The 26,376-nt window shown below is 66.6% G+C and carries 25 protein-coding genes and 1 other RNA gene; 12 read left to right on the top strand and 14 right to left on the bottom strand.

All coding sequences use genetic code 11. From position 1 onward, the window contains the following. Nucleotides 1-130 precede the first annotated feature (130 nt). From EEB18_RS16220 to EEB18_RS16200, 5 genes are all read right to left on the bottom strand, one after another. Entirely contained in the window at nucleotides 131-1,234 is a 1,104-nt protein-coding gene (locus tag EEB18_RS16220) for a copper resistance protein B (RefSeq protein ID WP_187141860.1), read from the bottom strand. Further along, on the bottom strand, nucleotides 1,231-3,030 hold the full coding sequence (locus EEB18_RS16215) for a copper resistance system multicopper oxidase (RefSeq protein WP_187141861.1): 1,800 nt from the start codon (nucleotides 3,028-3,030) through the stop codon (nucleotides 1,231-1,233). The genes EEB18_RS16220 and EEB18_RS16215 overlap by 4 nt, the downstream gene beginning before the upstream one ends. A 108-nt stretch (nucleotides 3,031-3,138) precedes the next feature. Further along, nucleotides 3,139-3,711, bottom strand: coding sequence for an RNA polymerase sigma factor (locus EEB18_RS16210; protein ID WP_187141862.1), 573 nt, complete (start codon nucleotides 3,709-3,711; stop codon nucleotides 3,139-3,141). Next, nucleotides 3,708-4,145, bottom strand: a complete 438-nt coding sequence (locus EEB18_RS16205; RefSeq protein ID WP_187141863.1) for a periplasmic heavy metal sensor — start codon at nucleotides 4,143-4,145, stop codon at nucleotides 3,708-3,710. Before EEB18_RS16205 ends, EEB18_RS16210 begins: the two co-directional genes overlap by 4 nt. A gap of 2 nt (nucleotides 4,146-4,147) precedes the next feature. Continuing rightward, entirely contained in the window at nucleotides 4,148-4,414 is a 267-nt protein-coding gene (locus tag EEB18_RS16200; protein ID WP_056346535.1) for a hypothetical protein, read from the bottom strand. Between the two features lie 148 nt (nucleotides 4,415-4,562). Here EEB18_RS16200 and copC point away from each other — a divergent pair, with 148 nt between their 5' ends. Together copC and copD are read left to right on the top strand one after the other, a co-directional pair. Further along, nucleotides 4,563-4,946, top strand: coding sequence for a copper homeostasis periplasmic binding protein CopC (gene copC / locus EEB18_RS16195; protein WP_187141864.1), 384 nt, complete (start codon nucleotides 4,563-4,565; stop codon nucleotides 4,944-4,946). Between the two features lie 3 nt (nucleotides 4,947-4,949). Then, on the top strand, nucleotides 4,950-5,879 hold the full coding sequence (gene copD, locus EEB18_RS16190; protein ID WP_187141865.1) for a copper homeostasis membrane protein CopD: 930 nt from the start codon (nucleotides 4,950-4,952) through the stop codon (nucleotides 5,877-5,879). A 7-nt stretch (nucleotides 5,880-5,886) separates the two neighbouring features. On the opposite strand, the gene EEB18_RS16185 is transcribed toward copD, so the two are convergent. Then, nucleotides 5,887-7,932, bottom strand: coding sequence for a transglycosylase domain-containing protein (locus EEB18_RS16185; protein ID WP_187141866.1), 2,046 nt, complete (start codon nucleotides 7,930-7,932; stop codon nucleotides 5,887-5,889). A 148-nt stretch (nucleotides 7,933-8,080) separates the two neighbouring features. On the opposite strand from EEB18_RS16185, the gene EEB18_RS16180 reads away from it, so the two are divergent. Then, nucleotides 8,081-12,004, top strand: a complete 3,924-nt coding sequence (locus EEB18_RS16180; protein ID WP_187141867.1) for a DUF2339 domain-containing protein — start codon at nucleotides 8,081-8,083, stop codon at nucleotides 12,002-12,004. After that, nucleotides 12,001-12,834 (top strand): hypothetical protein, encoded by an 834-nt coding sequence (locus tag EEB18_RS16175; protein ID WP_187141868.1) that lies wholly within the window; start codon nucleotides 12,001-12,003, stop codon nucleotides 12,832-12,834. The genes EEB18_RS16180 and EEB18_RS16175 overlap by 4 nt, the downstream gene beginning before the upstream one ends. Before the next feature lie 46 nt (nucleotides 12,835-12,880). Here the strand turns inward: EEB18_RS16175 and ssrA are convergent. Continuing rightward, nucleotides 12,881-13,236: a transfer-messenger RNA gene (gene ssrA / locus EEB18_RS16170) on the bottom strand. A 34-nt stretch (nucleotides 13,237-13,270) separates the two neighbouring features. Continuing rightward, the gene (mscL, locus tag EEB18_RS16165; RefSeq protein ID WP_056346527.1) at nucleotides 13,271-13,687 is read right to left on the bottom strand and encodes a large conductance mechanosensitive channel protein MscL; all 417 of its coding nucleotides are present in this window, start codon (nucleotides 13,685-13,687) and stop codon (nucleotides 13,271-13,273) included. Between the two features lie 122 nt (nucleotides 13,688-13,809). Between mscL and EEB18_RS16160 the strand changes: the two genes are divergently transcribed. Genes EEB18_RS16160 through EEB18_RS16140 form a run of 5 tightly spaced genes read left to right on the top strand, consistent with a single transcriptional unit; the run spans nucleotide 13,810 to nucleotide 17,028 of the window. Continuing rightward, nucleotides 13,810-14,406, top strand: coding sequence for a LemA family protein (locus tag EEB18_RS16160; RefSeq protein ID WP_156377643.1), 597 nt, complete (start codon nucleotides 13,810-13,812; stop codon nucleotides 14,404-14,406). A 2-nt stretch (nucleotides 14,407-14,408) separates the two neighbouring features. Then, nucleotides 14,409-14,960, top strand: a complete 552-nt coding sequence (locus EEB18_RS16155) for a TPM domain-containing protein (RefSeq protein WP_187141869.1) — start codon at nucleotides 14,409-14,411, stop codon at nucleotides 14,958-14,960. Beyond that, on the top strand, nucleotides 14,957-15,769 hold the full coding sequence (locus EEB18_RS16150; RefSeq protein ID WP_262407959.1) for a TPM domain-containing protein: 813 nt from the start codon (nucleotides 14,957-14,959) through the stop codon (nucleotides 15,767-15,769). The genes EEB18_RS16155 and EEB18_RS16150 overlap by 4 nt, the downstream gene beginning before the upstream one ends. 11 nt (nucleotides 15,770-15,780) lie before the next feature. Continuing rightward, on the top strand, nucleotides 15,781-16,467 hold the full coding sequence (locus EEB18_RS16145; protein ID WP_187669017.1) for a TPM domain-containing protein: 687 nt from the start codon (nucleotides 15,781-15,783) through the stop codon (nucleotides 16,465-16,467). A 12-nt stretch (nucleotides 16,468-16,479) separates the two neighbouring features. Next, nucleotides 16,480-17,028: an NUDIX hydrolase gene (locus tag EEB18_RS16140; RefSeq protein WP_187669016.1), complete on the top strand. Its 549-nt coding sequence runs from the start codon at nucleotides 16,480-16,482 to the stop codon at nucleotides 17,026-17,028. 84 nt (nucleotides 17,029-17,112) lie between these two features. Here EEB18_RS16140 and EEB18_RS16135 read toward each other — a convergent pair whose 3' ends face one another. The 6 genes from EEB18_RS16135 to carA form a co-directional block, all read right to left on the bottom strand. Next, on the bottom strand, nucleotides 17,113-17,748 hold the full coding sequence (locus tag EEB18_RS16135) for a rhomboid family intramembrane serine protease (RefSeq protein ID WP_187141818.1): 636 nt from the start codon (nucleotides 17,746-17,748) through the stop codon (nucleotides 17,113-17,115). Between the two features lie 14 nt (nucleotides 17,749-17,762). Further along, nucleotides 17,763-18,239, bottom strand: a complete 477-nt coding sequence (gene greA, locus EEB18_RS16130; protein WP_056346516.1) for a transcription elongation factor GreA — start codon at nucleotides 18,237-18,239, stop codon at nucleotides 17,763-17,765. 96 nt (nucleotides 18,240-18,335) lie between these two features. Beyond that, a complete protein-coding gene (gene carB, locus EEB18_RS16125) occupies nucleotides 18,336-21,656 on the bottom strand; it encodes a carbamoyl-phosphate synthase large subunit (protein ID WP_187141817.1) in 3,321 nt (1,106 codons plus the stop codon). Then, nucleotides 21,656-21,898 carry a hypothetical protein gene (locus EEB18_RS16120; RefSeq protein WP_187141816.1) on the bottom strand — a complete coding sequence of 81 codons (243 nt, stop codon included), beginning with the start codon at nucleotides 21,896-21,898 and terminating at the stop codon, nucleotides 21,656-21,658. Before EEB18_RS16120 ends, carB begins: the two co-directional genes overlap by 1 nt. Next, the gene (locus EEB18_RS16115; protein WP_187141815.1) at nucleotides 21,898-22,203 is read right to left on the bottom strand and encodes a hypothetical protein; all 306 of its coding nucleotides are present in this window, start codon (nucleotides 22,201-22,203) and stop codon (nucleotides 21,898-21,900) included. The genes EEB18_RS16120 and EEB18_RS16115 overlap by 1 nt, the downstream gene beginning before the upstream one ends. Beyond that, nucleotides 22,200-23,396: a glutamine-hydrolyzing carbamoyl-phosphate synthase small subunit gene (carA, locus tag EEB18_RS16110; RefSeq protein ID WP_187141814.1), complete on the bottom strand. Its 1,197-nt coding sequence runs from the start codon at nucleotides 23,394-23,396 to the stop codon at nucleotides 22,200-22,202. The genes EEB18_RS16115 and carA overlap by 4 nt, the downstream gene beginning before the upstream one ends. Nucleotides 23,397-23,528: 132 nt before the next feature. Here carA and EEB18_RS16105 point away from each other — a divergent pair, with 132 nt between their 5' ends. From EEB18_RS16105 to dnaG, 3 genes are all read left to right on the top strand, one after another. Continuing rightward, the gene (locus EEB18_RS16105; RefSeq protein WP_187141813.1) at nucleotides 23,529-23,981 is read left to right on the top strand and encodes a GatB/YqeY domain-containing protein; all 453 of its coding nucleotides are present in this window, start codon (nucleotides 23,529-23,531) and stop codon (nucleotides 23,979-23,981) included. Between the two features lie 105 nt (nucleotides 23,982-24,086). Then, nucleotides 24,087-24,476: an endonuclease domain-containing protein gene (locus tag EEB18_RS16100; RefSeq protein ID WP_187141812.1), complete on the top strand. Its 390-nt coding sequence runs from the start codon at nucleotides 24,087-24,089 to the stop codon at nucleotides 24,474-24,476. After that, complete coding sequence (dnaG, locus tag EEB18_RS16095) at nucleotides 24,473-26,359, top strand: DNA primase (RefSeq protein WP_187141811.1); 1,887 nt, start codon at nucleotides 24,473-24,475, stop codon at nucleotides 26,357-26,359. The genes EEB18_RS16100 and dnaG overlap by 4 nt, the downstream gene beginning before the upstream one ends. Nucleotides 26,360-26,376 lie beyond the last annotated feature (17 nt).

Raw genomic sequence — 26,376 nt, 5'->3', positions numbered from 1 at the left:
ATTTTCCCCGAAACGGTCGCGACCGGATCGCAGTTCGAACCCGGCGCAACGCACTGGCGCTTCGACGTCGTGCTGCTCGGTTGGACAGATTTGGGGGTAAGCGACGATCCGTGGAACAGCGGCGCGCGCATCAGAACCAGGCCTTGATCCCCATCACGAAACTGACGCCGCTCGCATCCTCGCCTGCGGCGCGGGCGAAGCGGGCGCTGTCGCCGACCTTGCGCGCCCATTCGACGCCGACATAGGGTGCGAATTCCTTGACCACCTCATAGCGGAGCCGCAGGCCGAGTTCGACGTCGGAGAGCCCCGAACCGATCCCGCTTTCGGGGACATCCTGCGCCGCGAAATTGACCTCGGCGGCGGGCTGGAGGATCAGCTTCTGGGTCAAACGCTGGTCGTAACTGGCTTCGAGGCGGGCGAGCAGATCGCCCTTGTTCGACAGAAACAGCGCCCCCTCGACCTCGAACCAATAGGGCGCAAGCCCCTCGACACCGATCGTCGCATAGGTCCGGTCGGGGCCGTGGCCAAAGTCCTGGCGAACACCCGCCTGCGCGTTGAAATAGGGACCGATCGCGCGGCTGTAGAGCGCCTGGACCTCGCCGCTTTCGATGCCTTCGCCGAACACCGCCTCGCCTTCGCTCTTCACCGTCAGGCGGTTGATGTCGCCGCCGTACCAGCCCTCGCCCTCCCAGCGAAAGCCGTCGCGCCCCTTGCGCGCCTGATATTCGGCAAGGTTCAGGCTGACGAAGGCGATCTTCTGGTCGCCGCCCTCCTTCATCATCTCGTGGCGCGAATGCTCCATCGCGCCGCCCGGAAAGATGCGATCGGCGTACCAGTCGGTCGGCGGCGAAGGCGCAGGCGCGTCGCCGGGCGGCAGGTCGGTGCCGCTGGCACCGCCCATCGCATCGGGCGCCGGCGCCTTCGGCGTGCAGTGCCCCATGCTCGCATGCTCGGGCGGACAGTCGGGATCGGAGGGCGCCGGCGTGCCATGATCCATCGTTCCCATGTCGGGCATTTCCGCATCGGGTTCGCCTGGCTGCGGCGTTTCCTCGTCGGGCGTGCAATGCCCCATCGCGGCATGTTCGGGCGGGCAGGCAGGCGCCTTGGCGGCGGGTTTCGTCGCCGGTGCGGGCGCCGCCGACCCATGCATCGAATGATCCATCGACTGCGCCGCCGCCGGAACCGCGAAAACCAGCGGCGCGATGCCCGAAAGCAGCAGGGCGAGCCGGGTCATGCGGCCTCTCCCTTCGGGCGGACGCTGACGACGCGCATCATGCCGGCGTGCATATGGTAAAGGAGGTGGCAGTGGAACGCCCAGTCGCCGAGCGCGTCGGCGGTGAAATCGAAACTCGCCGTCCCGCCCGGCTGAACCAGCACCGTATGCTTGCGCGGCGAGCGATCGCCCTTGCCGGTGACCAGTTCGAAGAAATGGCCGTGCAGGTGGATGGGATGGCTCATCATCGAATCGTTGATGAGGTTGATCCGCACCCGCTCGCCCTCGATGAAGGGGATGGGTTCGTGATGGTCGGACATTTTCACCCCGTCGAACGACCACATGAAGCGTTCCATGTTGCCGGTCAGGTGGATGTCGAGCGAGCGCGAGGCCGCGCGCACATCGGGGTTGCGATCGAGCGCGATCAGGTCGTGATAGGTCAGCACCCGATGCCCGACATCCTCCAGCCCCTGCCCCGGCTCACCCATGCGGTCGACCGGCATCGGCGAGATCGTCTGGACGCTCGGGTCGCGCCTGACCTGCGGCGCGACGTCGAAGTCGCGCATGCTGTGCTTCATGCCGCCGGCGCCATGTCCCATGGCGGCATGGTCCGGCGCTGCTCCGTCGGCGGGCGCGGGAGTGCAATGGCCCATCGCGGCATGTTCGGGTGCGCACGCCGCATCGCCGCCGGTGGCGCCGCTCCCGCCCATGTCCATGCCCATGTCCTTCATCGTGGCGAGCGGACGGGCGCGGAGCGGCGGCACTGCGGCGACCATGCCCGCGCGCGGCGCCAGGGTGGCGCGACCCATGCCCGACCGGTCGTTGGCTTCGGCCACCAGCGTGTAGGCGCGATCCTCGACCGGGGTGACGATCACGTCATAGGTTTCGGCGACGGCAATCTGGAATTCGTCGATCTCGACCGGCACGATGTTGAGACCATCGGCCTGGACGACGGTCATCCGCAGCCCCGGAATCCGGATGTTGAAGATCGACATCGCCGAGGCGTTGATGATGCGCAGCCGCACGCGCTCGCCCGGGTTGAACAATGCGGTCCAGTTGTCGCGCGGCCCGTGGCCGTTGACGAGGAAGCTGTAGGTCGAGCCGTTGACGTCGGCGATGTCGGTCGGGTCCATCCGCATCGCGCCCCACGCGATCCGGTCCTTGAGCGGCTGGTCCTTGCCTTCCAGCAGCCCGCCCAGCGTCTGGCGCTGGTGGTTGAAATGGCCGGGATTGACCTTGAGCTTGCGATAGATCGCCTCGGGCGACAGCGGACTGTGGTCCGACAGGACGATGACATGCTCGCGGTCGAACGCGATGGGGTCGGCGCCCGCCGGATCGATGACGATCGGACCATAATGGCCGATCTGTTCCTGAAGCCCTGAATGGCTGTGATACCAATAGGTCCCCGACTGGACGACGGGAAATTCATAGACGAAGGTCGATTTGGGCTTGATGCCCGGAAAGCTGACCCCCGGCACACCGTCCATGTGGAAGGGCAGGATCAGCCCGTGCCAGTGGATCGAGCTGTCCTCGTCGAGGTCGTTGACCACGGTCAGGCGCGCCTGCTGCCCCTCCGTCAGGCGGACGAGCGGCGCGGGAACGGTGCCGTTGATCCCGATCGCGCGGCTGACCTTGCCATCGACCCGCATCGTCTGGCGCGCAATGCGCAGCGTAATGTCGTTGCCCGACACGGTGGGCAGTGTCGACGCAATGCCGGGCGAGACCGGCTGGGCCCAGACCGGAAACCACGATGCGAGCGCGGCCGCGGTTCCGCCACCCAATGCTCCGCTCACGAAACGACGCCTGTTAATCTGCATGATCTTCCTGATGGTTGCCGACTGTCTGCAATGTCATACGCAGGAGACGCCGGCGTCCCTTGCCGCTGCCGGCTTTTGCGGACCGGCGCCGCGCTTGTCCACGCCGACCTAGCCCTCGCCCCCTTCGAGCAGCGCCCGGAGCCTGCCGCGCGCGCGGTAAAGCCGGGTCTCGACCGTCTTTTCGCTGACCGCCAGCAGCGCCGCGGTTTCCGCCTGGCTGAGGTCCTCGACCCCGCGCAGCACCAGCACCTCGCGCAGATTGTGGGGCAGCGCCGCCATCGCGGCGCGGACGCGCGCGAGTTCGGCCCGGTTTTCCGCCTCGACATCGGGGGCGGGCGCGTCGATCGCCACGTCATGCGCGCTGTCGAGCGGCAGCGCGCGCGCGAAAAAGGCCCGCACCGCGCGCCGCCGCGCCCAGTCGCGGCACTTGTTGAGCGCGATGCGCAAAATCCACAGGCGAAAGGGCCGCTCGCGATCGTAACGCGGCAGCGCGGCAAAGCCCGCGACGAAGCTTTCCTGCGTCAGGTCCATCGCCTCGTCGGCATCGCCGACATGGCCGCGGATCAGGCGAAAGACCGGCGCCTTGTAGCGGGCCAGAAATTCGCGATAGACATCCTGCCGCCCCGCATCGGCGAGCGCGGCGAGTTCGCCGTCGCTACATTGCGACAGGTCGAGGCTCACCGCGCATCGGCGGTCAGCGCCTTGACCACGCGCTTGTCGAACATCGCCGCCTGCTCGCGGTCGAGCACCCCGCGCATCGCGAACAGGTGCTGGAGCGTTTCCTTTTGCAGGTCGCCCATCACCTCATGCGTCTCGTCGATCGCCTGGGTAACCTGCGGTCCATAGCCATGCTCGGCGTCGATCGCCTGCGCCAGCCGGATGTTGGCGGCGCGCATCTCAAGCTCGAGCGCATCGCGCCGCGCGGCGAACCGGGCCTCGATCAGATGGATCCTCTTTTCCTGATCGGCGGACAATTTCAGTTCGCGGTGCAATAGCGCGTGCAGTTCGGTCTCGTTCGCGCGCGGCGCATCGACGAGTATCCGGCCAACGAACACACCCGCCACCGCCGCCAGAAAGGCGATCAGGCCAATGATGAGCAACCGGCGCGAAGCCATCGTCAACGCACGTCCAGCAAGGTAGACGGCGCCAGCGGACTCGCCGGAACCAGCGGTGTCAGCGGGCTGGCGGCAACCGCGGGCGGCACGAACAGGCTGCCCGCCGCGATGCCGCCGCCGAGCGAGACGAACGCCGCGAGCGCGATCGTCCGCCGCATCGCGGCGGCTTCGCGGCGGCGCGCGGCCAGCATCTGCAGCACACGGTCGTCGAGCGCGTCCAGCGCGGCGGGCATCGCCGCCGCATTCAAAATCCGAAGTTCGTCGTCCATCGGCTTTCCGCCAATCCTTTCGAAAGGACTATACGCGCGCCCGCGCCCTACCCCTCAACCGCCGCCCACCGTGAAAACTCTATTTGCCCGAGGGGGAACCCTACCGGGCTGCGTAATAGCCAAGACGAACATGCAATTGGAGTTTTTTATGACCAAGTGGTTCCCCCTTCACCTCGCCGCCGCGATCGCGCTGCTATCGGCGCCCGGTGCCGCGCTGGCGCACACCAAGCTCGTCGGTTCGACACCGAGCGCGAACAGCACCGTGTCGAAGGTGACTTCGGTCCAACTGAAGTTCAGCGAAAAACTGATCGCCTCGACCGTGAAGGCCGAACTGGTGATGACGGGCATGCCCGGCATGAAGGATCATCCGCCGATGAAAATCGCCTTCACCTCGGCGATCGGCAAGGACGGCAAGTCGATGACGCTGCAGCCGAAACGCGCGCTCGTTCCCGGCACCTATAAGGTCAAATGGTCGGCCGCCGGTGCCGACACGCACCGCATGGGCAGCGAATTCAGCTTCACGGTGAAATAGGCGATGGGCGACCTCCTCGTGCCGGGTGTCAGGTTCGCGCTTTACGCCGACCTCATGCTCCTGACGGGGCTGGCCGCCTTCCCGCTCCATGCCTTCGACCGCGCGGAACGCCATATTCCCGCGCTGCTCACGCTATTCCGGCGCCCGCAACCCTGGCTCTGCGCGTTCGGGCTGCTGGTCTCGGCAGCCGGCATGGTCATCCTGACCGCCGATATGCAGGGTGTTCAGCCGGACGCGGTCGATCCCGCGATGCTGCTGGGCATTATCGGGGAAACCGACGTCGGCGCCGCATGGACCTGTCGCATGGCCGCGTTGCTCCTCGCGGCGGCCGCGCTCTCGCGCCTCGCCAGCCATCCGGTGATCGCGGCGTGGACCGTCGCAGTCACCGGCGCGATCGCGCTTGCGACGCTGGCATGGTCCGGCCACGCGGCGGCAAGCGAGGGTTTGGCGGGCACCATCCACCGCGCGAGCGACGCGCTGCACCTCGTCGCCGCCGCCATCTGGATCGGCGCGATCGCGGCCTTCCTGCTGTTGCTGCGTCCACGCCACGGCGCCGTACCGCCCGAATATGCAACGCTGGCGGCGCGCGGTCTCGACCGTTTCGCCCGGACCGGAACGATCTGCGTCCTCGTCATCGCGGCGACGGGGCTGATCAACGCGCAGGCGATCGTCGGGATCGCGAATGCCGGACAGGCGCTGGCATCGCCCTATGGGCAATGGATGCTGGCCAAGCTCCTGCTCTTCGCCGCGATGCTGGGACTTGCGGCCGCGAACCGCTGGCGGCTGACGCCCGCGCTCAGGACTGCGCTCGTCGAAGGCGAAGCCGCGCCCGCCATCGGTGCGATACGGCGGAGTCTTGCGGCCGAAATCCTCGCCGGCCTGGCGATCCTCGCCCTCATCGGCTGGCTCGGGTTGCTTGATCCGTTGCCCTGACCGGCGCCTATTGGCGCGGCGGGGGCGGATCGGGCGGCGGTGTCTCGGGCGGACGGCCGCTGTCGATCGGCAGCCGCAGGTCGATGCGCGTGCCGTTGATCTCGGTCGTCACCACGGCATTGCCGCCTTCGACCCCGATGCGTGTCGCCTCGCCGACCGGGATGGTGCCGATATCGGGAACGTCCTGCGGCTGGACCGGGCCGCGCGGATTGCTGGGCGCCGGCGCCGGCGCGGCCTTCCTGCCCGCCGCTTCGCCCATGAAGTCGCGCCAGATGCGGGCGGGCAAACCGCCGCCGTTGATCCCGGCCAGCGGGCTATTGTCGTCGTTACCGATCCACACCCCGACGACGAGGCCGTTCGCATAACCGACGAACAGCGCGTCGCGATTGTCCTGGCTGGTCCCGGTCTTGCCGAAATTCGCCGTGGGTAGCCGCGCCGCGCGGCCGGTACCGCGATTGACCGCGGCGCGCAGCAGCTGCTCGATCGCGTCATGATCGCCCGACGAGAAGCTGTCGGGACCCGAAAACAGGCTTTCGAACCAGCCCGGCTTCTCGGTCTCGAAGGCGTGCGGAACGACCGGATAGCTGTTCGCCGCGACCCCGGCATAGGCGGCAGTGAGTTCGAGCAGGGTCATGCTCGACGTGCCGAGCGCAAGGCTGGGGTCGCCCTCCGCCATCGGCGAGGTGACGCCAAGATCGCGCGCGAGCGCGATGACCTTCTCGCTGCCCACCGCGTTGAACAGCCGCACCGCTGCGACATTGCTCGACGTCGCGAAGGCATCTTCGAGGCTGATCGTGTCCGAATAGGCGCCGCCGGCATTTTTGGGGCGGTAGGACCCAGTCTCGATCGGCGTGTTGGCGATGGTGTCGTCGGGATCCCAGCCGTCGCGCAGCGCGGCCAGATAGACGAACAGTTTGAAGGTCGAACCCGGCTGGCGGCGCGCCTGTGTCACCCGGTTGAAAGGGGAGTCGGCATAATCCTTGCCGCCGACCATCGCGACGACCTCGCCATTGGGGCGCATCGCGACCATCGCGACCTGTGCCTTGCCGACGCCCGCCCGGTTCACCGCGCGCCGCGCCGCCGCCTGCAATCGCGAATCGAGCGTCGTCGTGATCGTCTGGCGCGCATAGCCGACGTCGCTCAGCTTGCGCGCCTCGGGCAGCGCCCAGTCGGCGAAATAGGTGCCGGTGGGCAGCGTGTTGCGGGTGCGCACGTCGATGCGCGGCGTGCGGATCGCCTTGGCCTCGGCCTCGGTCATATAGCCGGTGTCGGCCATCGCGCCGAGCACGAGCCGCATGCGCTTTTCGGCGAGGCCCGGGTTCTTGGTCGGCGCGAGACGCGATGGCGCCTGTACCAGCCCGGCGAGCATCGCCGCCTGCGCCGGGGTCAGTTTTTCGGGCTGGCGATAGAAATAATGCATCGACGCGGCGCGCAAGCCATAAGTGTTATCGCCGAAATAGGCGTTCGACAGATAGCGTTCGAGGATCTCGTCCTTGCTTAGCCAAGCTTCGAGCCAGAAGGCGATCAGCGCCTCGCGCGCCTTGCGCCCCAGCGTCTTCTTGGGGGTCAGGAAGGTGAATTTCGCGAGCTGCTGGGTGATCGTGCTGCCACCCTGCGTCGAACCGCCGGTGACATTGCTCCACACCGCGCGCGCGATGCTGCGCGGATCGACACCCCAATGGCTGTAGAAGCGCCGGTCCTCGATCGCGAGGAAGGCGCCGGTGACATGTTTGGGCAACGCGTTCGCCTTCACCGGTTCGTCGACGATAGCCCCCATGCGCGCGATCGGAGTACCGTCGGACGCCAGCAGGGTGAGTTGCGGCGGTGCAATCGGTTCGAGCGATTTCGACAAGGGCGCGGTGATCGCGAGCCAGCCGACGAGCAGGATGAAGATGATCGCGAAGATGGCGAAGCCGCGCGAAATACGGCGCAGCCATTTGCGGCGACGCGATAACGGAACCGCAACAGGCGGAGTGCCGCCATCGGGCAGCGGGGCACCACCGACGGGCGCGAGCTCGGCTGGAGGCGTGGCGGGGCGACGGAAAGCGAACATGCCTGACGGCCGTATTAGACGGGCAATACGGTCTTGGCAAATGGCTTGGCGAGGGTCAGGGCAGAGCGGTTTTGCCACCATCGGCAACAAGTTAGTCGATCTTCCACCTTTCCATTGTTAGAAGGCGGAGAATTTTGGGGGATCGCATTTGGCTGGCTTCTTTGCATTTGTCGCGATTGTCATACTTTTCCTCCTGCTGATCGACACGCGCGGCCGGCTCAAGCGCGCCGAGGCGACGCTGCAGGAAGCCGCGAAGCGGATCGGTGCGCTGCAACGTCACGCCGGCCTGCTGCCGCCCAAGCCGGGCGAAAGTCCGGAACAGGCACGCGCAGCCGCCACCGCCCCGCTTTCATCGCAACCGGTCGGTACGCCCAGCCCGGCACCGGCCGCGCCGCCGCCCTCTCGCTCGCCCTGGGCGCCGCCAACGCCGGAAACGCTCGACCGCTGGAAGCCCAAAATCGACGAACCGGTCCCCGCGCAACAAGAGGCGGCGCCGGAACCGGTCGCTCCGCCGCAGGATGAGGCGCCCGCACCCATACCCGAGGAAGAGATCGTTCCGGCCGCCGCCGCGGTTGCCGCCGCGAGCGCGCCGCTTCCGGCGGTGTCGGAGCCGGTACCCGACGAAGAACTGACGGAAGAGGAAGAAGCCGGGGAAACGGCCGCCGCAGCGCCCGCCGACGCCGAGACCGAAGCGGATGTTCCGGAACCCGAAGCGGAGCCGGTCGCGGCACGCGCCGCCACGCCGCCGCCAAAACCGCCCGCACCACCCGCGCCTCCCGCCAGCATGGCGCAGCGTTTCGAAAATCTGTTCGGCAAGACGCTGCCGATCTGGGCCGGCGGGATCACGCTGGCGATCGCCGGGGTCCTCATCGTCCGTTATGCGATCGACGCGGGATTCTTCGCGCGCGTCTTCACGCCGGGGGTACAGGTCATCGCGGGCGTCCTCTTCGGCCTCGGGCTGATCGGCGGCGCCGAATATGCCTGGCGCAACGAGGACAAGGTGCGCGACCTGCGCGTGCCACAGGCGCTGTCGGGCGCGGGCATCGCGACGCTTTATGCCGCCATCTTGGTCGCGGCCAATGTCTATGGGCTGATCGGACCGCTCGCGGCCTTCGTCGGGCTGGCCGCGGTCACCGCCGCCGCGCTCGGCCTGTCCTTGCGCTTCGGGCCACCGAGCGCGCTGCTCGGGCTCGCGGGGGGCCTTGCCGCGCCGGCGCTGGTCGGCGCGATGCAGCCCAATGTGCCGCTGCTCGCGGTCTATCTCGGCCTCACCATCGCGGGCCTCACGGGCGTGTCGCGGATGAAGCGCTGGCCCTGGCTCGCGCTCGCCGCACTTGTCGGCGGCGTGGGGTGGAGCCTGTGGATGGTCCTCGCAACGAGCGCGCTCGACACGCTCGGGTCGCTCTCGATCGGCGGCTTCGTGCTGCTGCTCGCCCTCGCGCTGCCGATGCTGGCGTTCGACGGCCCGCGCGCGGCGGTGCTCCGTGCCGGGTCGGCGATCGTCGGCGCGCTGCAGCTCGCGCTGCTCGTCGGCTATGGCGGCTTCGCGCCGCTCCACTGGGGGCTGTTCGCGCTGCTCGCGGCGGCAGGCCAGTGGCTCGCCTGGCGTGAAAAGGACTTCGCGATCGTGCCGTCGATCAGCCTCGCGCTGTCGGTGATGCTGCTCGCCGTGTGGCCCGATCCGAGCGCCTACTGGTTCACGCTGATCGGGCTGGCGCTCGCGGCGATCCATGCGCTGCCGCTGCTCGCGCGGCTGTGGAGCGTGCCGAAGACGCTGCGCCGCACGCTCGAACTGTGCGGGCTGCTACTCGCGGCGGTGCCGCTCGCCAAATATCATTTCTGGCATATCGCCGACGCGACGCTGGCGCTCGTCGCGCTCGGCGGCGTGCTGCTCGCCGGCGCGGGCATTGCGCGCGGGTGGAAGGTCGAGGATCGCGCCGCGGACACCCGCTTCGCCTGGCTGACCGCCACCGGCGGCATCCTGCTCGCGCTCGCGATCCTGCTCGTCCTGCCGCACTGGATGGCGCCCTTCGCTATCGGCGGTGTCGCAGCGGCGCTGCTCTTTTTCGGCAAAACGGCAAAGGATCGGCGGATCGAACCGATCGCCGCCGCCTTCGTCGGCGCCGCGCTGGTGTCGCTGGTCGCGACCCCGCTCGCGCTCGTCGAACTGCCGCGCCTCGTCATCGGCGCGGGTGACGGGTTCGCCACGCAGGCGCTGCTGCGCTGGGCTGGCCTCGCCGCCTTGCTCGCGTTGTTCGCGGGCAAGGCCGAGGATCGCTTTTTCCGCGCGGCGTCGCTCGCGATCGCGGGCGGGCTGGCCTACGGCATGCTCGCACAGATCGTCCCGGGCTGGAGCCTGACGCTCGCGATGGGTGCTGTGACCGTCGGGCTGTTCCTGCTCGCACGGCGCGGCGCGTCGCTGCCGGTCGAACTCCTGTCGGCGGGCTTCGGCCTGCTCGCGCTGATGCTGCTCGCTGCGACCGGCCCCAATCTGGTCGCGCAGTGGAGCCGCCTGTTCGGCAGCGACGCCGTTGTTAGCACGACCGATGTGATCCGCTGGGCGGGCATGACGGCGCTGCTGGCGCTGTTCGCGGCAAGGGCCGGCCAGCCGATCCTGCGCTTCGCCGCGCTGACGATCGCCGGCGCGCTCACCTACGGCACGCTCGCGCAGGTCGTTCCGGGCTGGAGCCTGCCGCTGGCGATGGGCGGCGTGGCGATGACGCTGTTCGCGCTCGCGCGGCGGCGTGCATCGCACCCGGTCGAATTGCTCTCGCTCATCTATGCCCAGCTCGCGGTGTTGCTGCTCGCCGGCACCGGACCGCATCTGGTCGCGCAATGGACCCGGCTCTATGGCAGCGACGCGGCGGTCGGCGCGACCGAGGTCCTGCGCTGGGCCGGGCTGGCGTTGGCCGGCCTCGCCTATGCCCGATGGTCGGACAGGCCGATCATCCGGCGCGCGGGTCAGGTCGCGGCGGCGCTGCTCGCCTATGGTGCCTTCGCGCAGGTCATCCCCGGCGCGTATCTGATGCTCGTTCCCGCAATCGGCGGCGCGGCGGTGTTGCTCGCGGCGAGGCGCATCGCCTTGCCGCGCGTCGACGGCGCGGCGGCGAGCCTTGCCGCGCTCAGCCTCGCCTGGGCGGCGCTACCGGTCGCGGCGTGGGCGGTCGAGGCGCTGATGTCGATCGCCGGCCAGCCGATGTTGCTCGACAGCCCCATGCTCGCGGTCGACCAGTTGCTGCTGCGCCTGCTGGTTCCCGCCGCGCTGTTCGCCGCGCCGCTATGGCTGATCCGCGAACACCTGCCGCGCTGGCTGCTGCTCACTGGACTCGCGACCGCCGGCGTCGTCGGCGGGATCGGGGTCCATTGCCTCTATCGTCTCGGTTTCGCGTCGGCGTTCGGGAGCGATTTCGTCGCCACCGGGGTCGGCCAGCGGCTCGTCTGGGAGGCGTTGCTGATCGGCGGCGGCTGGCTCGCGATGACACGGCGCTGGATCGGCCTCGCCCGTCCGCTAGTCCTTGCCGGGACCGCGCATGCGGTCTGGTACGGACTGATGCTCCACAATCCCTTGTGGGCCGACCAAGCGGTCGGCGGCTGGCCGGTCGCCAATTGGCTGGTCCCGCTATTCCTGCTGCCCTGGCTGGGGTTCACGCTCATCGGCCGGCTGTTCCCCGGCGCGCCCGCGATATACGGACGCGCGGTCCAGCTCATCACGATGCTGTTCGTCGCGGGCTTTGCCTGGGCGACGCTCCGCCACCTCTTCCACCCCGCGCTGCTGATCGAACCGGGGGTGACCGCGACCGAGAATATCCTGCGATCGATCCTGATCCTCGGACTCGCGATCGGTTTCCTGCTCTGGGGCATCCGCAAGGGTCGCCACGACTGGCGCATCGCCTCGCTGATCCTGATGCTCGGCGCAGTGGGCAAGGTGTTCCTGTTCGACGCCTCGGGGCTCGAAGGGCTGCTGCGCATCGGGTCGTTCGTGGTGCTGGGCTTCAGCCTGATCGGCATCGGCTGGTTGTACAGCCGCCAGCTTGCGCGCCCGGCGGCGGAGGATGACGGGAAGGCGGCGTGACGATCCTCCTGTGGCTGGTCGCCGCGATCGGCCTGCTGCCCCTGGTCATCGGCATCGCGCGGCTCGGCGGCGGCGGGCCGCGCATCGACGCCCGCAGTTTCGTCGCCTCGGTGCTGCTCTGTGCGCTGGCGTTCAGCCTGACCTTCCTCGTGCAGGAACTCGGACTCGTCCTGCCCAAGGCACTGGTGCCGGGACTCGACCCGATCCTCTACCACAACGACCATGACTGGTCCGGCGACGCGCCGGTTGCCGAACTGCTGCAGGGCGGCGGCGCGGTCGCGACCCTGCTCAGCGGATTGCTCTTCCTGTGGCTCGCGGGGCGAATTTCGCCCGCGCGCCCAACATGGCGGCTCTTCGCTTTCTGGATGGCGTTTCAGGGTCTGTTCCAGTCGCTCAGCCAATGGGCCGTGGGCAGTTGGCTGCCCGGCAACGACGTCGGGCGCGCGCTGGCCTATCTTGGCGCCGGATCGCCCGAGAAAGGGCCGCTGTTCATGTCGGCGGTGAGTGCGATGTTCGCGGCGGGACTTTTGCTCGCGCGACGCTATCCCGCCGCCAAAGCAGGCCGGAACACGCTATGGCAACTGCTGGCGACACTGGCGCTGGCAACCATCCTGGTCATCCCGTTCCGTGTGCCGCGCGAGCCGGTCGAAGTGGTGTTGATCCCGCTCGTCGTCCACATCATCGGCTTGGGCTGGCTGACGATCGGGCTGGGTTTTCGGCGCGAAGCCAGGCCTTTGCCTGCCGCACCGACCATCGCCGGGCCACTCGCGGCGCTGGTCGCACTGCTCGCCATCTTCCAGCTCGTCCTGCGACCGGGAATATCATTCTGAGGGGAAAGGTGGGACGATTCTGTTGCCCGGCTCGTCCCCAGCCGCTGGTATCCGATTCTGTTGCCCGGTTCGGTCCGAACCGCGTTCTATTTGAATAACCTTAGGCCGTGAGGCTTATCGGTTACGCAGCCAGAGCGAGTGCTTCGTTATCGTTAGCACCTATTGGTTTTGAGCCTTGAACGGGTTACTCAGCCCGGGCAAAAACACCGTCTTTGAACACACGTCGATCCTAGTTCGGCCCCGTCAGAAACCCGATCTTCCTTGCGGATCGTCGGGTTTGTGGTGGAGCCGCCGGGTACTGCCCCCGGGTCCGCTGTGTCTATTACACGGCACCATTTATCACCATAGTCGGCCGAAACCGACAGCGTGCATATAGGAAGCCCGCCCGCGCTTGGAAAGGGCGCGGACGGGCGAAGCCTTGAAAAACGGTGGAAAATTATTTCTTGCGCAGCTCGTCGCGAATTTCAGTGAGGATATCGACCTCGGTCGGCCCCGCCGGTGCATCGGGGCCGCGGCGCAACACCTTGTTCACCCATTTGACGAGCAGGAAGATGATGAACGCCAGGATCAGGAAGTTGATCACCGCGGTGATGAAGGCGCCATAGCCGATCATCGCAACGCCGGCCTTTTTGAGCGCGGCATAGTCGGTCGCGGCGATGCCATCGGGAATGCTGCCAAGCAGGATGAACTTGCTCGAAAAATCGACCCCGCCGAATATCCAGCCGACCAGCGGCATGATGAGGTCCGCGGTCAGCGATCCGGTGATCGTGGCGAAAGCGCCGCCGATGATGACACCCACAGCAAGGTCCATGACATTGCCCTTGGCGATAAATTCCCTGAATTCTCCCAACATCTTGCTGCTCCCCGAGTGGTTGGTCCCGAGCGCCGAACCTGCCGCGCGGATTGCACAAAGGCAAGCGCCATCCTATGTACTGTATTGTTGCGGCAAAACGCCGCCGGAGGGAGCTTGTTACCATGTCCTATCGTTCTGCCCGTTGGTTGATCGTGCCGGTTGCGGCGATGTCGCTGTCCGCCTGCGGCATCAACAGCGTTCCGACCAAGGAAGAAGCCGCGAAGGCGAAGTGGGCGAATGTCGAGGCGGCCTATCAGCGCCGCGCCGACCTGATCCCCAATCTCGTCGAAACCGCCAAGGGTGCATCGAAAATCGAACAATCGACGCTCGAGGGCGTGATCCAGGCGCGTGCCTCGGCAACGCAGGTCAAGCTGTCGACCGACGACCTTAATGACCCCGCGAAGGTGCAGGCCTTCCAGCAGGCGCAGGGCAATGTGTCGAGCACGCTCGGCCGCCTGCTCGCGACCGTCGAAGCCTATCCCGACCTCAAGAGCCAGGCGCGCTTTGCCGACCTGATGACCCAGCTGGAGGGCACCGAGAACCGCATCAATGTGACGGTTCAGGACTATAATGCCGCGGTGCAGGATTATAATACGACGATCCGCACCTTCCCCGACATCATCGGCGCCAAGATCGTCCATGGCGCGCAGCCGATGACGCCGTACAAGGCGATCACCCCCAACGCGAACGTCGCGCCGAAGGTCGATTTCGGGCAATAAGCGTGGACCGCACCATCCTTGCCGTCCCGCTCGCGATCCTTCTGGTCGCGGGCGGGTGCAAGGAGGCGCCCGTCGGCGCAGCCGGAGAACCACCTGCAGCCCACGACCCTGCCTGTGAAAGGGTAGCTGATATCGGTGATATCAACGGGATAAACGATCCGGCCAAGTTTCTCGATAAGGGTGAATATGAGCTAATATTGGGCGCCCAGTTGAAAAATGAACGGGGTCGGAGGCGTCTAGTCAACGTGGCGATACTTCCTGATCTCAAGGGTCAGAGCATTGAGTTGGTGGCGCGCTGCTTGGGAAATCGCTCGGCGGCGAAGGGCGAAATCGGCGATAACGACATTCTAATCGTGCTCGCACCGAACGAACGCCGAGTGCGAATTGCGACAGGGACAGCTGCGGAGGCAGATTTGACCGATAAGGAAGCGCAAAAGATCGTCGACGATATGACGCGGACATTTGCGGATCAGCGCGGCGGGCGCATTCGTTACGGGCGTGGCCTCGCCACCGGCATCGACGCCATCGCCGCGCAGACCGGAGACGCATCATGAAGACCATAATGCTCGGCTGGGCGCTGGGCCTGTCGCTGCTCGCCGCACCCGCGAGCGCGCAGACCTTCCCCAAGCTCACCGGCCGCGTCGTCGACCAGGCCGGCATCATCCCGCCCGCCGAGGAAGCCGCGCTCGATGCGCAGCTCGAAGCGCTGGAGACCAAGACCGGGCACCAGTTCGTCGTCGCGACGGTCAAGGACCTCGAAGGCAACGACATCGCCGATTACGGCTACAAGCTTGGCCGCGACTGGAAGATCGGCGACGAGGCGAAGGACGACGGGGTCGTCTTCCTGATCGCACCGAACGAGCGGCGGATGAACATTTCGGTCGGTTACGGCCTCGAACCCGTGTTGACCGACGCGATGTCGGGGCGGATCATCCGCGATACCGTGACCCCGCTGTTCAAGGCGGGCGACATGCCCGGCGGCATCCAGGCCGGCGTCAACGCGATCGCCGAGCAGATCCAGTTGACCCCCGAGGAAGCCGCGGCGCGCGCTGCCGCGGCCGACGCCGCCGAGCGCGACCGCGCCGACGACGGCGACATCGGCGGGCTGATCTTCGTCGGCTTCATCGTCTTTTTCTTCTTCATCCTGCCGATGCTGTCGAGCCTCGGTCGGCGCGGCAAGAAACGGCGGCGCAAGAACAGCCCGTGGGGCGCCCCGATCATCATCTGGGGCGACAATGACTGGGGCGGCGGCAGCGGCGGATCATCGTGGGGCGGTGGCGGCGGTTCGAGTTGGGGCGGTGGCGGCGGCTTTTCGGGCGGCGGCGGCAGCTTCGGCGGCGGCGGCGCCTCGGGCGGCTGGTAGGAGCAGGGACAATGCCACGCAAAGTCAGCCATGTGAGCGAAGCCGACCACGACATCGTCACGACCGCGGTCGCCGCGGCGGAAGCGCATCCCAGCGGCGAGCTCGTCACGGTGATCGCGGCGCAGACGAACGATTATGACGATGTCGCGCTCGTCTGGGCGAGCATCGTCGCCTTCGTCGCGATGTCGGTGATCGCGCTGTTCCCCGATTTCTATCGCACCCTCTATGACCGGCTGACCGGCGGCTGGGGCTATGAGCTAACCGCCAATCAATGGCTTGGTACGGTGATCTTGATCGGCGTGCTCAAATGGATCGGCATGTGGCTGATTTTGCTGTGGCGCCCGCTGCGCCTGTGGCTGACCCCGCGCGCGATTCTGGCCGCACGGGTGCGCGCCCGCGCGATCGACCTGTTCAAGGTCGGCACCGAGGCCAAAACGCTCGGCCGCACCGGCATCCTGCTTTACGTCAGCCTGAAGGAACATCGCGCCGACATCGTCGCCGACGAGGCGATTGCGGCGAAGGTTTCACCCGATGTCTGGGGCGACGCGATGGCGGCGCTGATCGACCATGTCCGCGCCGGCCGCCCCGGCGAAGGCATGGCCGAGGCGGTACGCCAGATGGGCGTGGTGCTCGCCGAGCATTTCCCGCGCGGCAGCGAAAACCCGAACGAACTGCCCGATCGGCTGATCGAACTTTAAGAAGGACAGACAATGGCCCGCCCCGCCCCCGACACCCCCATCGAAACACAGTGGGAGGGCCGCTTCGTCACGGTCAAGCAGCAGGGGACATGGGAATATGTCTCGCGCTCGCGCGGCATCCACGCCGCGGTGATCCTGGCGATCGACGAGGCCGCCGACGGGCGGCACATCATCCTCGTCGAGCAATATCGGGTGCCGATGGGCAAGAATTGCATCGAACTGCCCGCGGGGCTCGTCGGCGACGACCATGCGGGAGAAGCGTCGGAAATCGCGGCCGCGCGGGAACTGGACGAAGAGACCGGCTATGCCGCCGCGAAGTGGCGCACGGTCGGCGAGTTTTTCAGCTCGCCGGGCATGGTCAGCGAGAGCTTCACCCTGCTCGTCGCCACGGGGCTGACAAAGGTCGGAGAAGGCGGCGGGGTCGATAGCGAGGATATCATCGTCCACCGGGTGCCGCTGAACGGCATCGAGGATTTCATTGCGGCAAAACGCGCCGAGGGTTGCGGCATCGACGTGCGCGTGGCGATGCTGCTGGTCGGAGGCCTATTGGCGCACATCTGAGTCCCGTTGGTGTCGAGCGAAGTCGAGACACGTCGAGCGCGGTGTTGGCGTGTCTCGACTTCGCTCGACACGAACGGAGAAAGGCTATTTCCCCTTGAACCGCCAGCGCAGTAAGGGCCGCGCCAGCAGCAGCCCGGCGATGAAACCGCCGACATGCGCCCAGATCGCGATATTGCCCAGCCCCGCTCCGCCGGCGAAACCGATGAGCAGTTGCAGCCCGATCCACGCCGCGGCGAGCCACAAAGCGCGCACCCAATGGCCGGGGATCGGCCCGATCGCCGCGGTGCGCGTGCGGCTGAAGATCAGCGCATAGACCGCGACCAGCGCCGAAATCGCCCCGCTCGCGCCGATCACGACAACGAGCGATCCGGGGTCGGCGATCCATTGCGCCAGCGCGCCGGCATAGGCCCCGGCGACGAGCAGGAACGCCGTCGCCGACGACCCGAGCGGCGCCTCGAGCTGGCGGCCGATGAAGATCAGCATGATCATGTTGAAGACGAGGTGCATCACCCCGCCGTGCAGGAACGCCGACGACAGCGGCGTCAGCGCAAAGGGCAGCATCGTCCCCGGCGGCGCGATCAGCTCGCTGCCGAACCGCCCGGGGATGAAGCCCGCGCCGATGAAAGCCCGATGCTCATAGCCGGTGATCGCGAGCAGGACGAAGACGATGACGCACGCCGCCGCATAGCCGGTGATCACGGGGGTGCGGGCGGCGTTCATCGACGCTGCGCCGGTCAGACGAATTCGATCTTGGTCACCACATAATATTTATCGCCGGCGGGAACGGTCACCTCGATTTCGTCCTCGACGCGGCGGCCGATCAGCGCGCGGCCGAGCGGCGAATTATAGCTGATCTTGCCATCCTTGGCGTCGGCTTCGGCCTGGCCGACGATCTGGTAACGCAGCGGCTTGTCGTCCTCGTCGGCGAGGGTGACGGTCGCACCGAACACGATCCGGTCGCCCGACAGCGTCGTCGGGTCGATCACCTGCGCGCGCGAAAGCTTGTCTTCGAGATCGCCGATCGTCGCTTCGACCTGGCCCTGACGCTCTTTCGCGGCGTGATATTCGGCATTTTCCGAAAGGTCGCCATGCGCGCGCGCTTCCTCGATCGCGTCGACGATCAGCGGTCGCTCGGCTTTGAGCGCAGTGAGCTGCGTGCTCAGCTTCTCATAGCCTTCTGCCAGCATCGGCACCTTTTCAACGCTTGCCATTATCCCATTGTCCTTCGTCAATAATCCGCCGCCAGCGAAACTTCGCCGGGCGGCTGCGCCGCTGTTTCCGTCAATGTCGGGGGGTGGAGCGGTCTCTCAATAATAGTCCTGAAGCGGCTTCACTTCAAGACTGTGCGCGCGCAATGCGCCGATCGCGTGGGTCGCGGCGTCGCTGCCCGCCGCCGTCGTGTAATAAGCGACGTCGGCCGCGAGCGCCGAGGCGCGGATCGACTGCGAGTCCTGCAGGCTCTGCCAGCCCTCGGTGGTGTTGAAGATCAGCTGCACATCGCCGTCCTTGATCCGGTCGACGATATGCGGGCGGCCTTCGGCGACCTTGTTGACGCGTTCGACGTCGATCCCCTGCCCCGCCAGATAGTCGGCGGTGCCACCGGTCGCGATCACCTTCCAACCCCAGCCCGCCAGGCGGCGGACCGATTCCAGGATGCGCGGCTTGTCGCTGTCCTTGACCGACACGAACACCCGGCCGTCGGTCGGCAGGCGGTCGCCCGCGCCGAGCTGGGCCTTGGCAAAGGCGAGGTTGAAATCGCTGTCGATTCCCATGACTTCGCCGGTGGACTTCATTTCGGGCGACAGCACCGGGTCGGTCCCGGGGAAGCGAGCGAAGGGGAAGACCGCTTCCTTCACCGCGACATGTTTGATGTCGCGGTTGATCTTCGGCAGGTCGGCAAGCTTCTCGCCCGCCATCACCCGCGCGGCGATCTTGGCGATCGGCGACCCGACGGCTTTCGCAACGAAGGGCACGGTGCGGCTGGCGCGCGGGTTGACCTCGATCAGATAGACTTCGTCGCCCTTGACCGCGAACTGGATGTTCATCAGCCCCAGCACGCCGAGCGCGCGGGCGAGCGCCTCGGTCTGGCGCTCGATTTCGGCGACGGTCTCGGCGGGCAGGCTGTACGGCGGGATCGAGCAGGCGCTGTCGCCCGAATGGACCCCGGCTTCCTCGATATGCTGGAGCACGCCCGCGACGACCACGTCGGTGCCGTCGCAGAGCGCATCGACATCGACCTCGATCGCATCGCGCAGGTAACGGTCGATCAGCACCGGCGAGTCGCCCGACACCTGCACCGCGGTCTCGATGTAATTTTCGAGCTGCGCCTGGTCGTCGACGATTTCCATCGCGCGGCCGCCGAGCACGTAGGACGGCCGCGTCAGCACCGGGTAACCGATGCGCGTCGCGACCGCGATCGCTTCCTCGCGGCTGCGCGCGATACCGTTTTCGGGTTGCTTGAGACCCAGCTTGTTGACCAGCGCCGCAAAACGTTCGCGGTCCTCGGCGAGGTCGATCGCGTCGGGCGAGGTGCCGAGGATCGGGATGCCGGCATCCTCCAGCGCCTGCGCGAGCTTGAGCGGAGTCTGGCCGCCGAACTGAACGATGACGCCGACCAGCGTGCCCTTGCTCATCTCGACCGCGAGGATTTCGAGCACATCCTCGGCAGTCAGCGGTTCGAAATAGAGGCGGTCCGACGTGTCATAATCGGTGCTCACCGTCTCCGGGTTGCAGTTGATCATGATCGTCTCATAGCCGGCCTCTTCGAGCGCGAAGCAGGCGTGGCAACAGCAATAATCGAACTCGATCCCCTGCCCGATGCGGTTCGGACCGCCGCCGAGGATGACGATCTTCTTGGCGTCCGACGGATTGGCCTCGCATTCGGGTTCGCCGAAGGTCGGGGCTTCGTAGGTCGAATAGAGATAGGGCGTCTTGGCCGCGAATTCGGCGGCGCAGGTGTCGATCGTCTTGAAGACAGGACGCACGCCGAGCTTGTGGCGCAGCGCGCGCACTTCCATTTCGGTGACGCCGCCGGTCATCGCCTTCACGGCTTCGTGGATCAGCCCGCTGCCGCGCGCGGTCGCGCGGGCGGCGCCGGGGCGCAGATGCGCCGACTTGAGCGCCAGATAGGCAAGGCGCTTGTCGGAGAAGCCCATGGCCTTGAGCGCGCGCAGCCCTTCGGCGTCGCGCGGCAGGCCGTTTGCCATCACCGCATTTTCGGCGGCGACGATTTCGGCGATGCGCTCGAGGAACCACATGTCGTAACCCGCGACGCGGTTGATCTCGGCGAGCGGCAGCCCTTCGCGGATCGCCTGCGCGGCGTTGAGCAGCCGATCGGGGGTGCGCTGGGCGAGTTCGCTGCGCAACTGGTCGTGGCTCGCACCGACGAGACGATCGACGAAGTTGAAGCCGCTGAGGCCGGTCTCCAGCCCGCGCAGCGCTTTCTGCATCGATTCATGGATCGTGCGGCCGATCGCCATCACCTCACCGACCGACTTCATCGCGGTCGACAAGGTCGACTCGGCGCCCTTGAACTTTTCGAAGGCAAAGCGCGGAATCTTGGTGACGACATAGTCGATCGTCGGTTCGAACGACGCCGGGGTCACCCCGGTGATGTCGTTCATGATCTCGTCGAGCGTGTAGCCAACCGCCAGCTTCGCCGCGACCTTGGCGATCGGGAAACCCGTCGCCTTCGACGCCAGCGCCGACGAGCGCGACACGCGCGGGTTCATTTCGATCACGATCAGGCGGCCGTCCTTGGGATTCACCGCAAACTGGACGTTCGACCCGCCGGTTTCGACCCCGATCTCGCGCAGGCATGCGATGCTCGCGTTGCGCATGATCTGATATTCCTTGTCGGTCAGCGTCAGCGCCGGCGCGACGGTGATGGAATCGCCGGTATGCACGCCCATCGGATCGACATTCTCGATCGAACAGATGATGATGCAATTGTCCTTGCGGTCGCGCACCACCTCCATCTCATATTCTTTCCAGCCGAGGAGCGATTCCTCGATCAGGACTTCGGTGGTCGGCGAGGCGATCAGGCCGCCGCGGACGATATGCTCGAACTCCTCGCGGTTATACGCGATGCCGCCGCCGGTGCCGCCGAGCGTGAAGGACGGGCGGATGATCGAGGGGAGACCGGTGCGTTCGAGCACCGCGAACGCCTCGTCCAGCGTATGCGCGATGCCGCTGCGCGCGCTCTCCAGACCGATCTTGGTCATCGCGTCGCGGAACTTGATCCGGTCCTCGGCCTTGTCGATCGCCTCGGCATCGGCGCCGATCATCTCGACGCCATATTTGGTCAGCGTGCCGTCATTGAACAGCGCCAGCGCGGTGTTGAGCGCGGTCTGCCCGCCCATCGTCGGCAGCACCGCGTCGGGGCGCTCCTTGGCGATGATCTTCGCGACGATCTCGGGCGTGATCGGCTCAACGTAAGTGGCGTCAGCGAGGTCGGGATCGGTCATGATCGTCGCGGGGTTGGAGTTGACGAGGACGATGCGATAGCCCTCCTCCTTCAACGCCTTGATCGCCTGCGTCCCCGAATAGTCGAACTCGCACGCCTGACCGATAACGATCGGGCCGGCGCCGATGACGAGGATGGATTTTATGTCGGTTCTTTTGGGCATTATCGTTCTTGTCCAATTTGCTCGGCCGTCGCCAGGAGCACAGTATTGTCTTGGGTTTTCACAAGCTTGCATTTTCCGACGCTGGAAAAGCTGCCAACCGGCTTCGAAAGAAGTTTCGCTTGAGCTTGTTCCATATCTTGCTCGGACACGCCGCATGCAGTGGCAATTTCGGCATCAGAAGGAGTGAATGAACAGCCTGCTAGCAATATAAAAATAGGCCATTTTCCGATTCTCGCCATCATCACTGCACATTCCGATCGACGCCGATCTGCGGATCACTCCCACCGACCTCGGCGATGAAATCGAGGACCGGCCGCGCCGTCGCCACGACCCACGCCGCATCGGGCACGACATCCTCATATTCGAAGATCAGATGATGCCGCCCGACCCCGCGTGCCTCGGCAAAGCCGCGCGCCTCGGCGAGCTGCACCGCCTCATAAGGCAGCCGCCGCGCGCAGGTGATATTGAGCCGCACCCCCGCGCCCCAGCGCTCGGGGTGCGCTACCGCATCGGCGGCGAGCGCGTCGAGCTGGTCGGCAAAGCTCATTTGAGCCCGCCCACGAACTTCTCGAACAGATAGAAGCTGTCCTGCGGCCCCGGGCTCGCCTCGGGGTGATATTGCACGCTGAAGGCGTTTTTGCCGGTGATCGCGATGCCGCAGTTCGACCCGTCGAACAGGCTGCGGTGCGTCTCGACCACCCCGCCCGGCAGCGTCGATGCGTCGACCGCGAAGCCGTGGTTCATGCTGGTGATCTCGACCACGCCGTCGCCATCATCGCCGCCGACGCGCTGCACCGGGTGGTTCGCGCCGCGATGGCCCTGGTGCATCTTCACCGTCTTCGCCCCCGCAGCGAGCGCGAGCAGCTGGTGACCGAGGCAGATGCCGAAGATCGGCACATTGCGTTCGAGCAGCCCCTTGATCACCGGCACCGCATAGTCGCCCGTCGCCGCCGGATCGCCCGGGCCGTTCGACAGGAATACGCCGGCGGGGCGCAGCGCGACGATCTCGTCGAGGCTGGTCTTCGCGGGCACCACCGTCACCCGCGCCCCGGCCTTGACCAGATTGCGGAAGATATTGTCCTTCGCGCCATAGTCGACCGCAACGACATGCGGCGCGGCGTCCCCTGCCCGCTTGTGGTCCGAGACGTCATAGCCCGACCCCAGGTGCCAAACGCCCGCGTCCCACGCGCCCTGCCGTTCGCGCGTCACCGTCTTGGCGAGGTCCATGCCCTCCAGCCCCGGCCAGCCCTGCGCGAGCAGCAGCAGGCGGTCGATGTCGAACTGGCCGTCGGGGCTGTGCGCGACGACCCCGGTCGGCGCGCCGCCATCGCGGATGCGGCGGGTCAGCGCGCGGGTGTCGATGCCCGCGAGGCCGATCAGCCCCTGCGCCTTCATCCAGTCGGGCAGCGTCTGGACGCTGCGAAAGCTGCTCGGCGCGGTCGGCAGTTCGCGGGTGATGCACCCGATCGCGGCGCGCTTGTCGCGCTCCATATCCTCGGGGTTCGCGCCGACATTGCCGATATGCGGAAAGGTGAAGGTGATGATCTGCCCCGCATAGCTCGGGTCGGTCAGGATTTCCTGATAGCCCGTCATCGCGGTGTTGAAACAAATCTCGCCCACACCCGCGCCGGCGGCGCCATAGCCGATGCCCCACAGGATCGTCCCGTCGGCAAGGACGAGAACGCCGGTCGCGCCGGCAGGCTGGCTTTTAGGCGCGGCAGAGGGGTTGGCTGGTGCCATTCAACATGCTCCGGACGATGGGCTAAACGGCCGATCAACTAGGCAGCAAAAATGTGATTCACAAGCTATCGAATTTCAAAAATTGCCGTTAGAGAGGGCCTTTCCGAAATTTGCAGCGCATGGGAACACGTAATGATTCGTGACGACATCAAGGCTGCGCAGGTCGCCGCGATGAAAGCCGGCGACAAGGCGCGGCTCGGCACCATCCGGCTGATGCTGGCCAAGATCAAGGACAAGGACATCGAACTGCGCACCGGCACCGCGCCGGCCGACGACGATGTTCTGGTCACCGACGTGCTCCAGAAAATGGTCAAGCAGCGCCGCGAGTCGATCGCCATGTACGAACAGGGCGGCCGCCAGGAACTCGCCGACATCGAGGCCGCCGAGGTCGTGGTGATCGAGGATTTCCTGCCCGCACAGCTTTCGGACGACGAAGCGCAGGCGGCGATCAAGGCGATCGCGGCCGAACTGGGCGCGGCGAGCCTGAAAGACATGGGCCGCGTGATGGCGGCAGTGAAGGAACGGCACGGGTCCGAGCTCGACATGAGCAAGGCGAGTGGTTGGGTGAAGGCGGCTTTGAGCTGAAACACGCCCTCCCCTAGCCCCTCCCGCAAGCGGGAGGGGAACTGGGTTGGGCCGCAAGCGCATATTCTCCCCTCCCGCTTGCGGGAGGGGGCGGGGGAGGGCCTGTTGGACAAGGGCTACAAGCGACCGACTGCGCGCTCCCGCGAATTGCGCAACCAAGCGACGCCAGCTGAACGGGCGCTGTGGGCGCAGTTGAGCAATCGCAGGATCGCAGGCATCCGCTTCAATCGCCAATTCCCGATCGGCCCGTTCATCTGCGACTTCGTCTCGCGTAGCGCCAAACTGATCATCGAAGTCGATGGCGGCCAGCACGCGGTTGAGGTAGCAAAAGATGCCGCGCGCTCGGCCTATCTGGAATCGCAGGGATATCGGGTGATCCGCTTTTGGAACAATGATGTGATCGAGCGGATCGATGGGGTTGTAAGCGAAATCGAGTGCGCTCTCGCAAACATGCCCTCCCCTAACCCCTCCCGCGAGCGGGAGGGGAACCCATGACCCTCACCCCGCAATGGCTCGACGAACTCCGCTCGCGCGTCACGCTGTCGACCCTCATCGGTCGCACCGTGAAGGTCACCCGCGCCGGCCGCGAGTATAAGGCGTGCTGTCCCTTCCATAACGAAAAGACGCCCAGCTTCACGATCAACGACGAAAAGGGCTTCTACCACTGCTTCGGTTGCTCGGCGCACGGCGACGCCATCCGCTGGATGACCGACCAGCGCGGGCTGTCGTTCATGGACGCGGTCAAGGAACTCGCCGGCGAGGCCGGCATGGAGGTCCCCGCCGCCGATCCGCGCGCCGCGAAAAAGGCCGAGGAGGCGGCGAGCCTGCGCGACGTCGTACAGGGCGCCGCCGACTGGTTCACCCAGCAACTCGGCAGCAGCAACGGCGCCCCGGCGCGCGAATATCTCAAGAAGCGCGGCATTTCGGACGCGACACGCCAGGCCTTCGGTTTCGGCCTCGCCCCCGACAGCCGCAGCGCGCTGAAAGACGCGCTCAAGAAATTCCCGACCGCGATGCTCGTCGAATCGGGCATGCTGATTTCGGTCGACGACAAGGACCCCTACGACCGGTTCCGCGGACGCCTGATGATCCCGATCCGCGACGCGCGCGGGCGGGTGATCGCTTTCGGCGGCCGCATATTGGGTGATGGCGAGCCCAAATATCTGAACTCGCCCGACACACCGCTCTTCGACAAGGGGCGCACGCTCTACAATCTCGACAAGGCGTCGCCCGCCTCGCGGCAGACGAACCGGATCATCGTCGTCGAGGGCTATATGGACGTCGTCGCGCTCGCCGAGGCGGGGATCGCCGACGCCGTCGCGCCGCTCGGTACTGCGCTGACCGAGGCGCAGCTCGGGCTGATCTGGCGGATGGTGCCGGTGCCGGTGCTCTGCTTCGACGGCGACGCCGCAGGACAGAAGGCCGCGATGCGTGCCGCGATGCGCGCGTTGCCGCTGCTGCGCCCCGGTTTCAGCCTCGCCTTCGCGACCCTGCCCGCCGGACAAGACCCCGACGACATCGTCCGCGCCCGCGGCGCCGAGGGCTTCGGCGCGCTGCTCGACGAGGCGCAGCCGCTCGTCGAGCGCCTCTGGGCGCATGAGGTCGCGGCGGGGCCGCTCGCGACCCCCGAAGAACGCGCCGCGCTCAAGACCCGCCTGCTCGCGCACGCCGACGGAATCGAGGACGCCGACGTCCGCCACCATTATCGCGAGGCGTTCCGCGAACGGCTCGACGGGCTGTTCGCGCGCAAGCAACCCGAGCGCGGGCCGCGGGTACCCTGGGCGCCGCAGGGCCCACGCGGCGGCAACCGCCGCTTCGCCCCCGACCCGCGATTGCAGCCCCCGGGCGACGAAACGCGCAGCATCGGGCAGGCGGGTATCGCGGGGCACCTGCTCGCCGCGCTGCTCGGTGGATTGCTGCGCTATCCGGCGATGCTGCGCCGTCACGAGGAAGCGCTGAGCCGGCTCCCGGTGGCCGATCCCGGCGACGCCGAACTGCTCGGCGCAATGCTTGACACGGTAATGCGGCAAGAAGGGCTTGATACTGAGGGCTTGCTTGCCATATTGGAGCCAATGAAAGTGTATAATAGGGCGACGACATTGCTCAGAGCCGATGGAATGCACTTCTCGTTCAATCGCATGCTGGACAGCAAGGAAGGGGCCGATACGGCACGGGAAACCGCGCTTCGCGACCTCGACGAATATATCGGGGTGCTCGTGACACAGCCCGAAATCCGCGCCCGACTCGCCGAGGCGACCGCGGATTTCCAGCGCACGATGGACGACGAAGGCCTGGCGCGGCAGCAGAAACTGCGCGCGATGGACGAGGATTTGACCCGCCGCTTGGCCGCGCTGTCCGAAAACAGCCACCAAGTCTGAAATTTAGAGCCCTTTAG

Origin of the sequence: Sphingopyxis sp. OPL5 (assembly GCF_003797775.2) — a bacterium.
Classification (GTDB): Bacteria; Pseudomonadota; Alphaproteobacteria; order Sphingomonadales; family Sphingomonadaceae; genus Sphingopyxis.
Note: the sequence above shows the minus strand (reverse complement) of the source record. Positions and strands in the feature narration are given on the sequence as shown.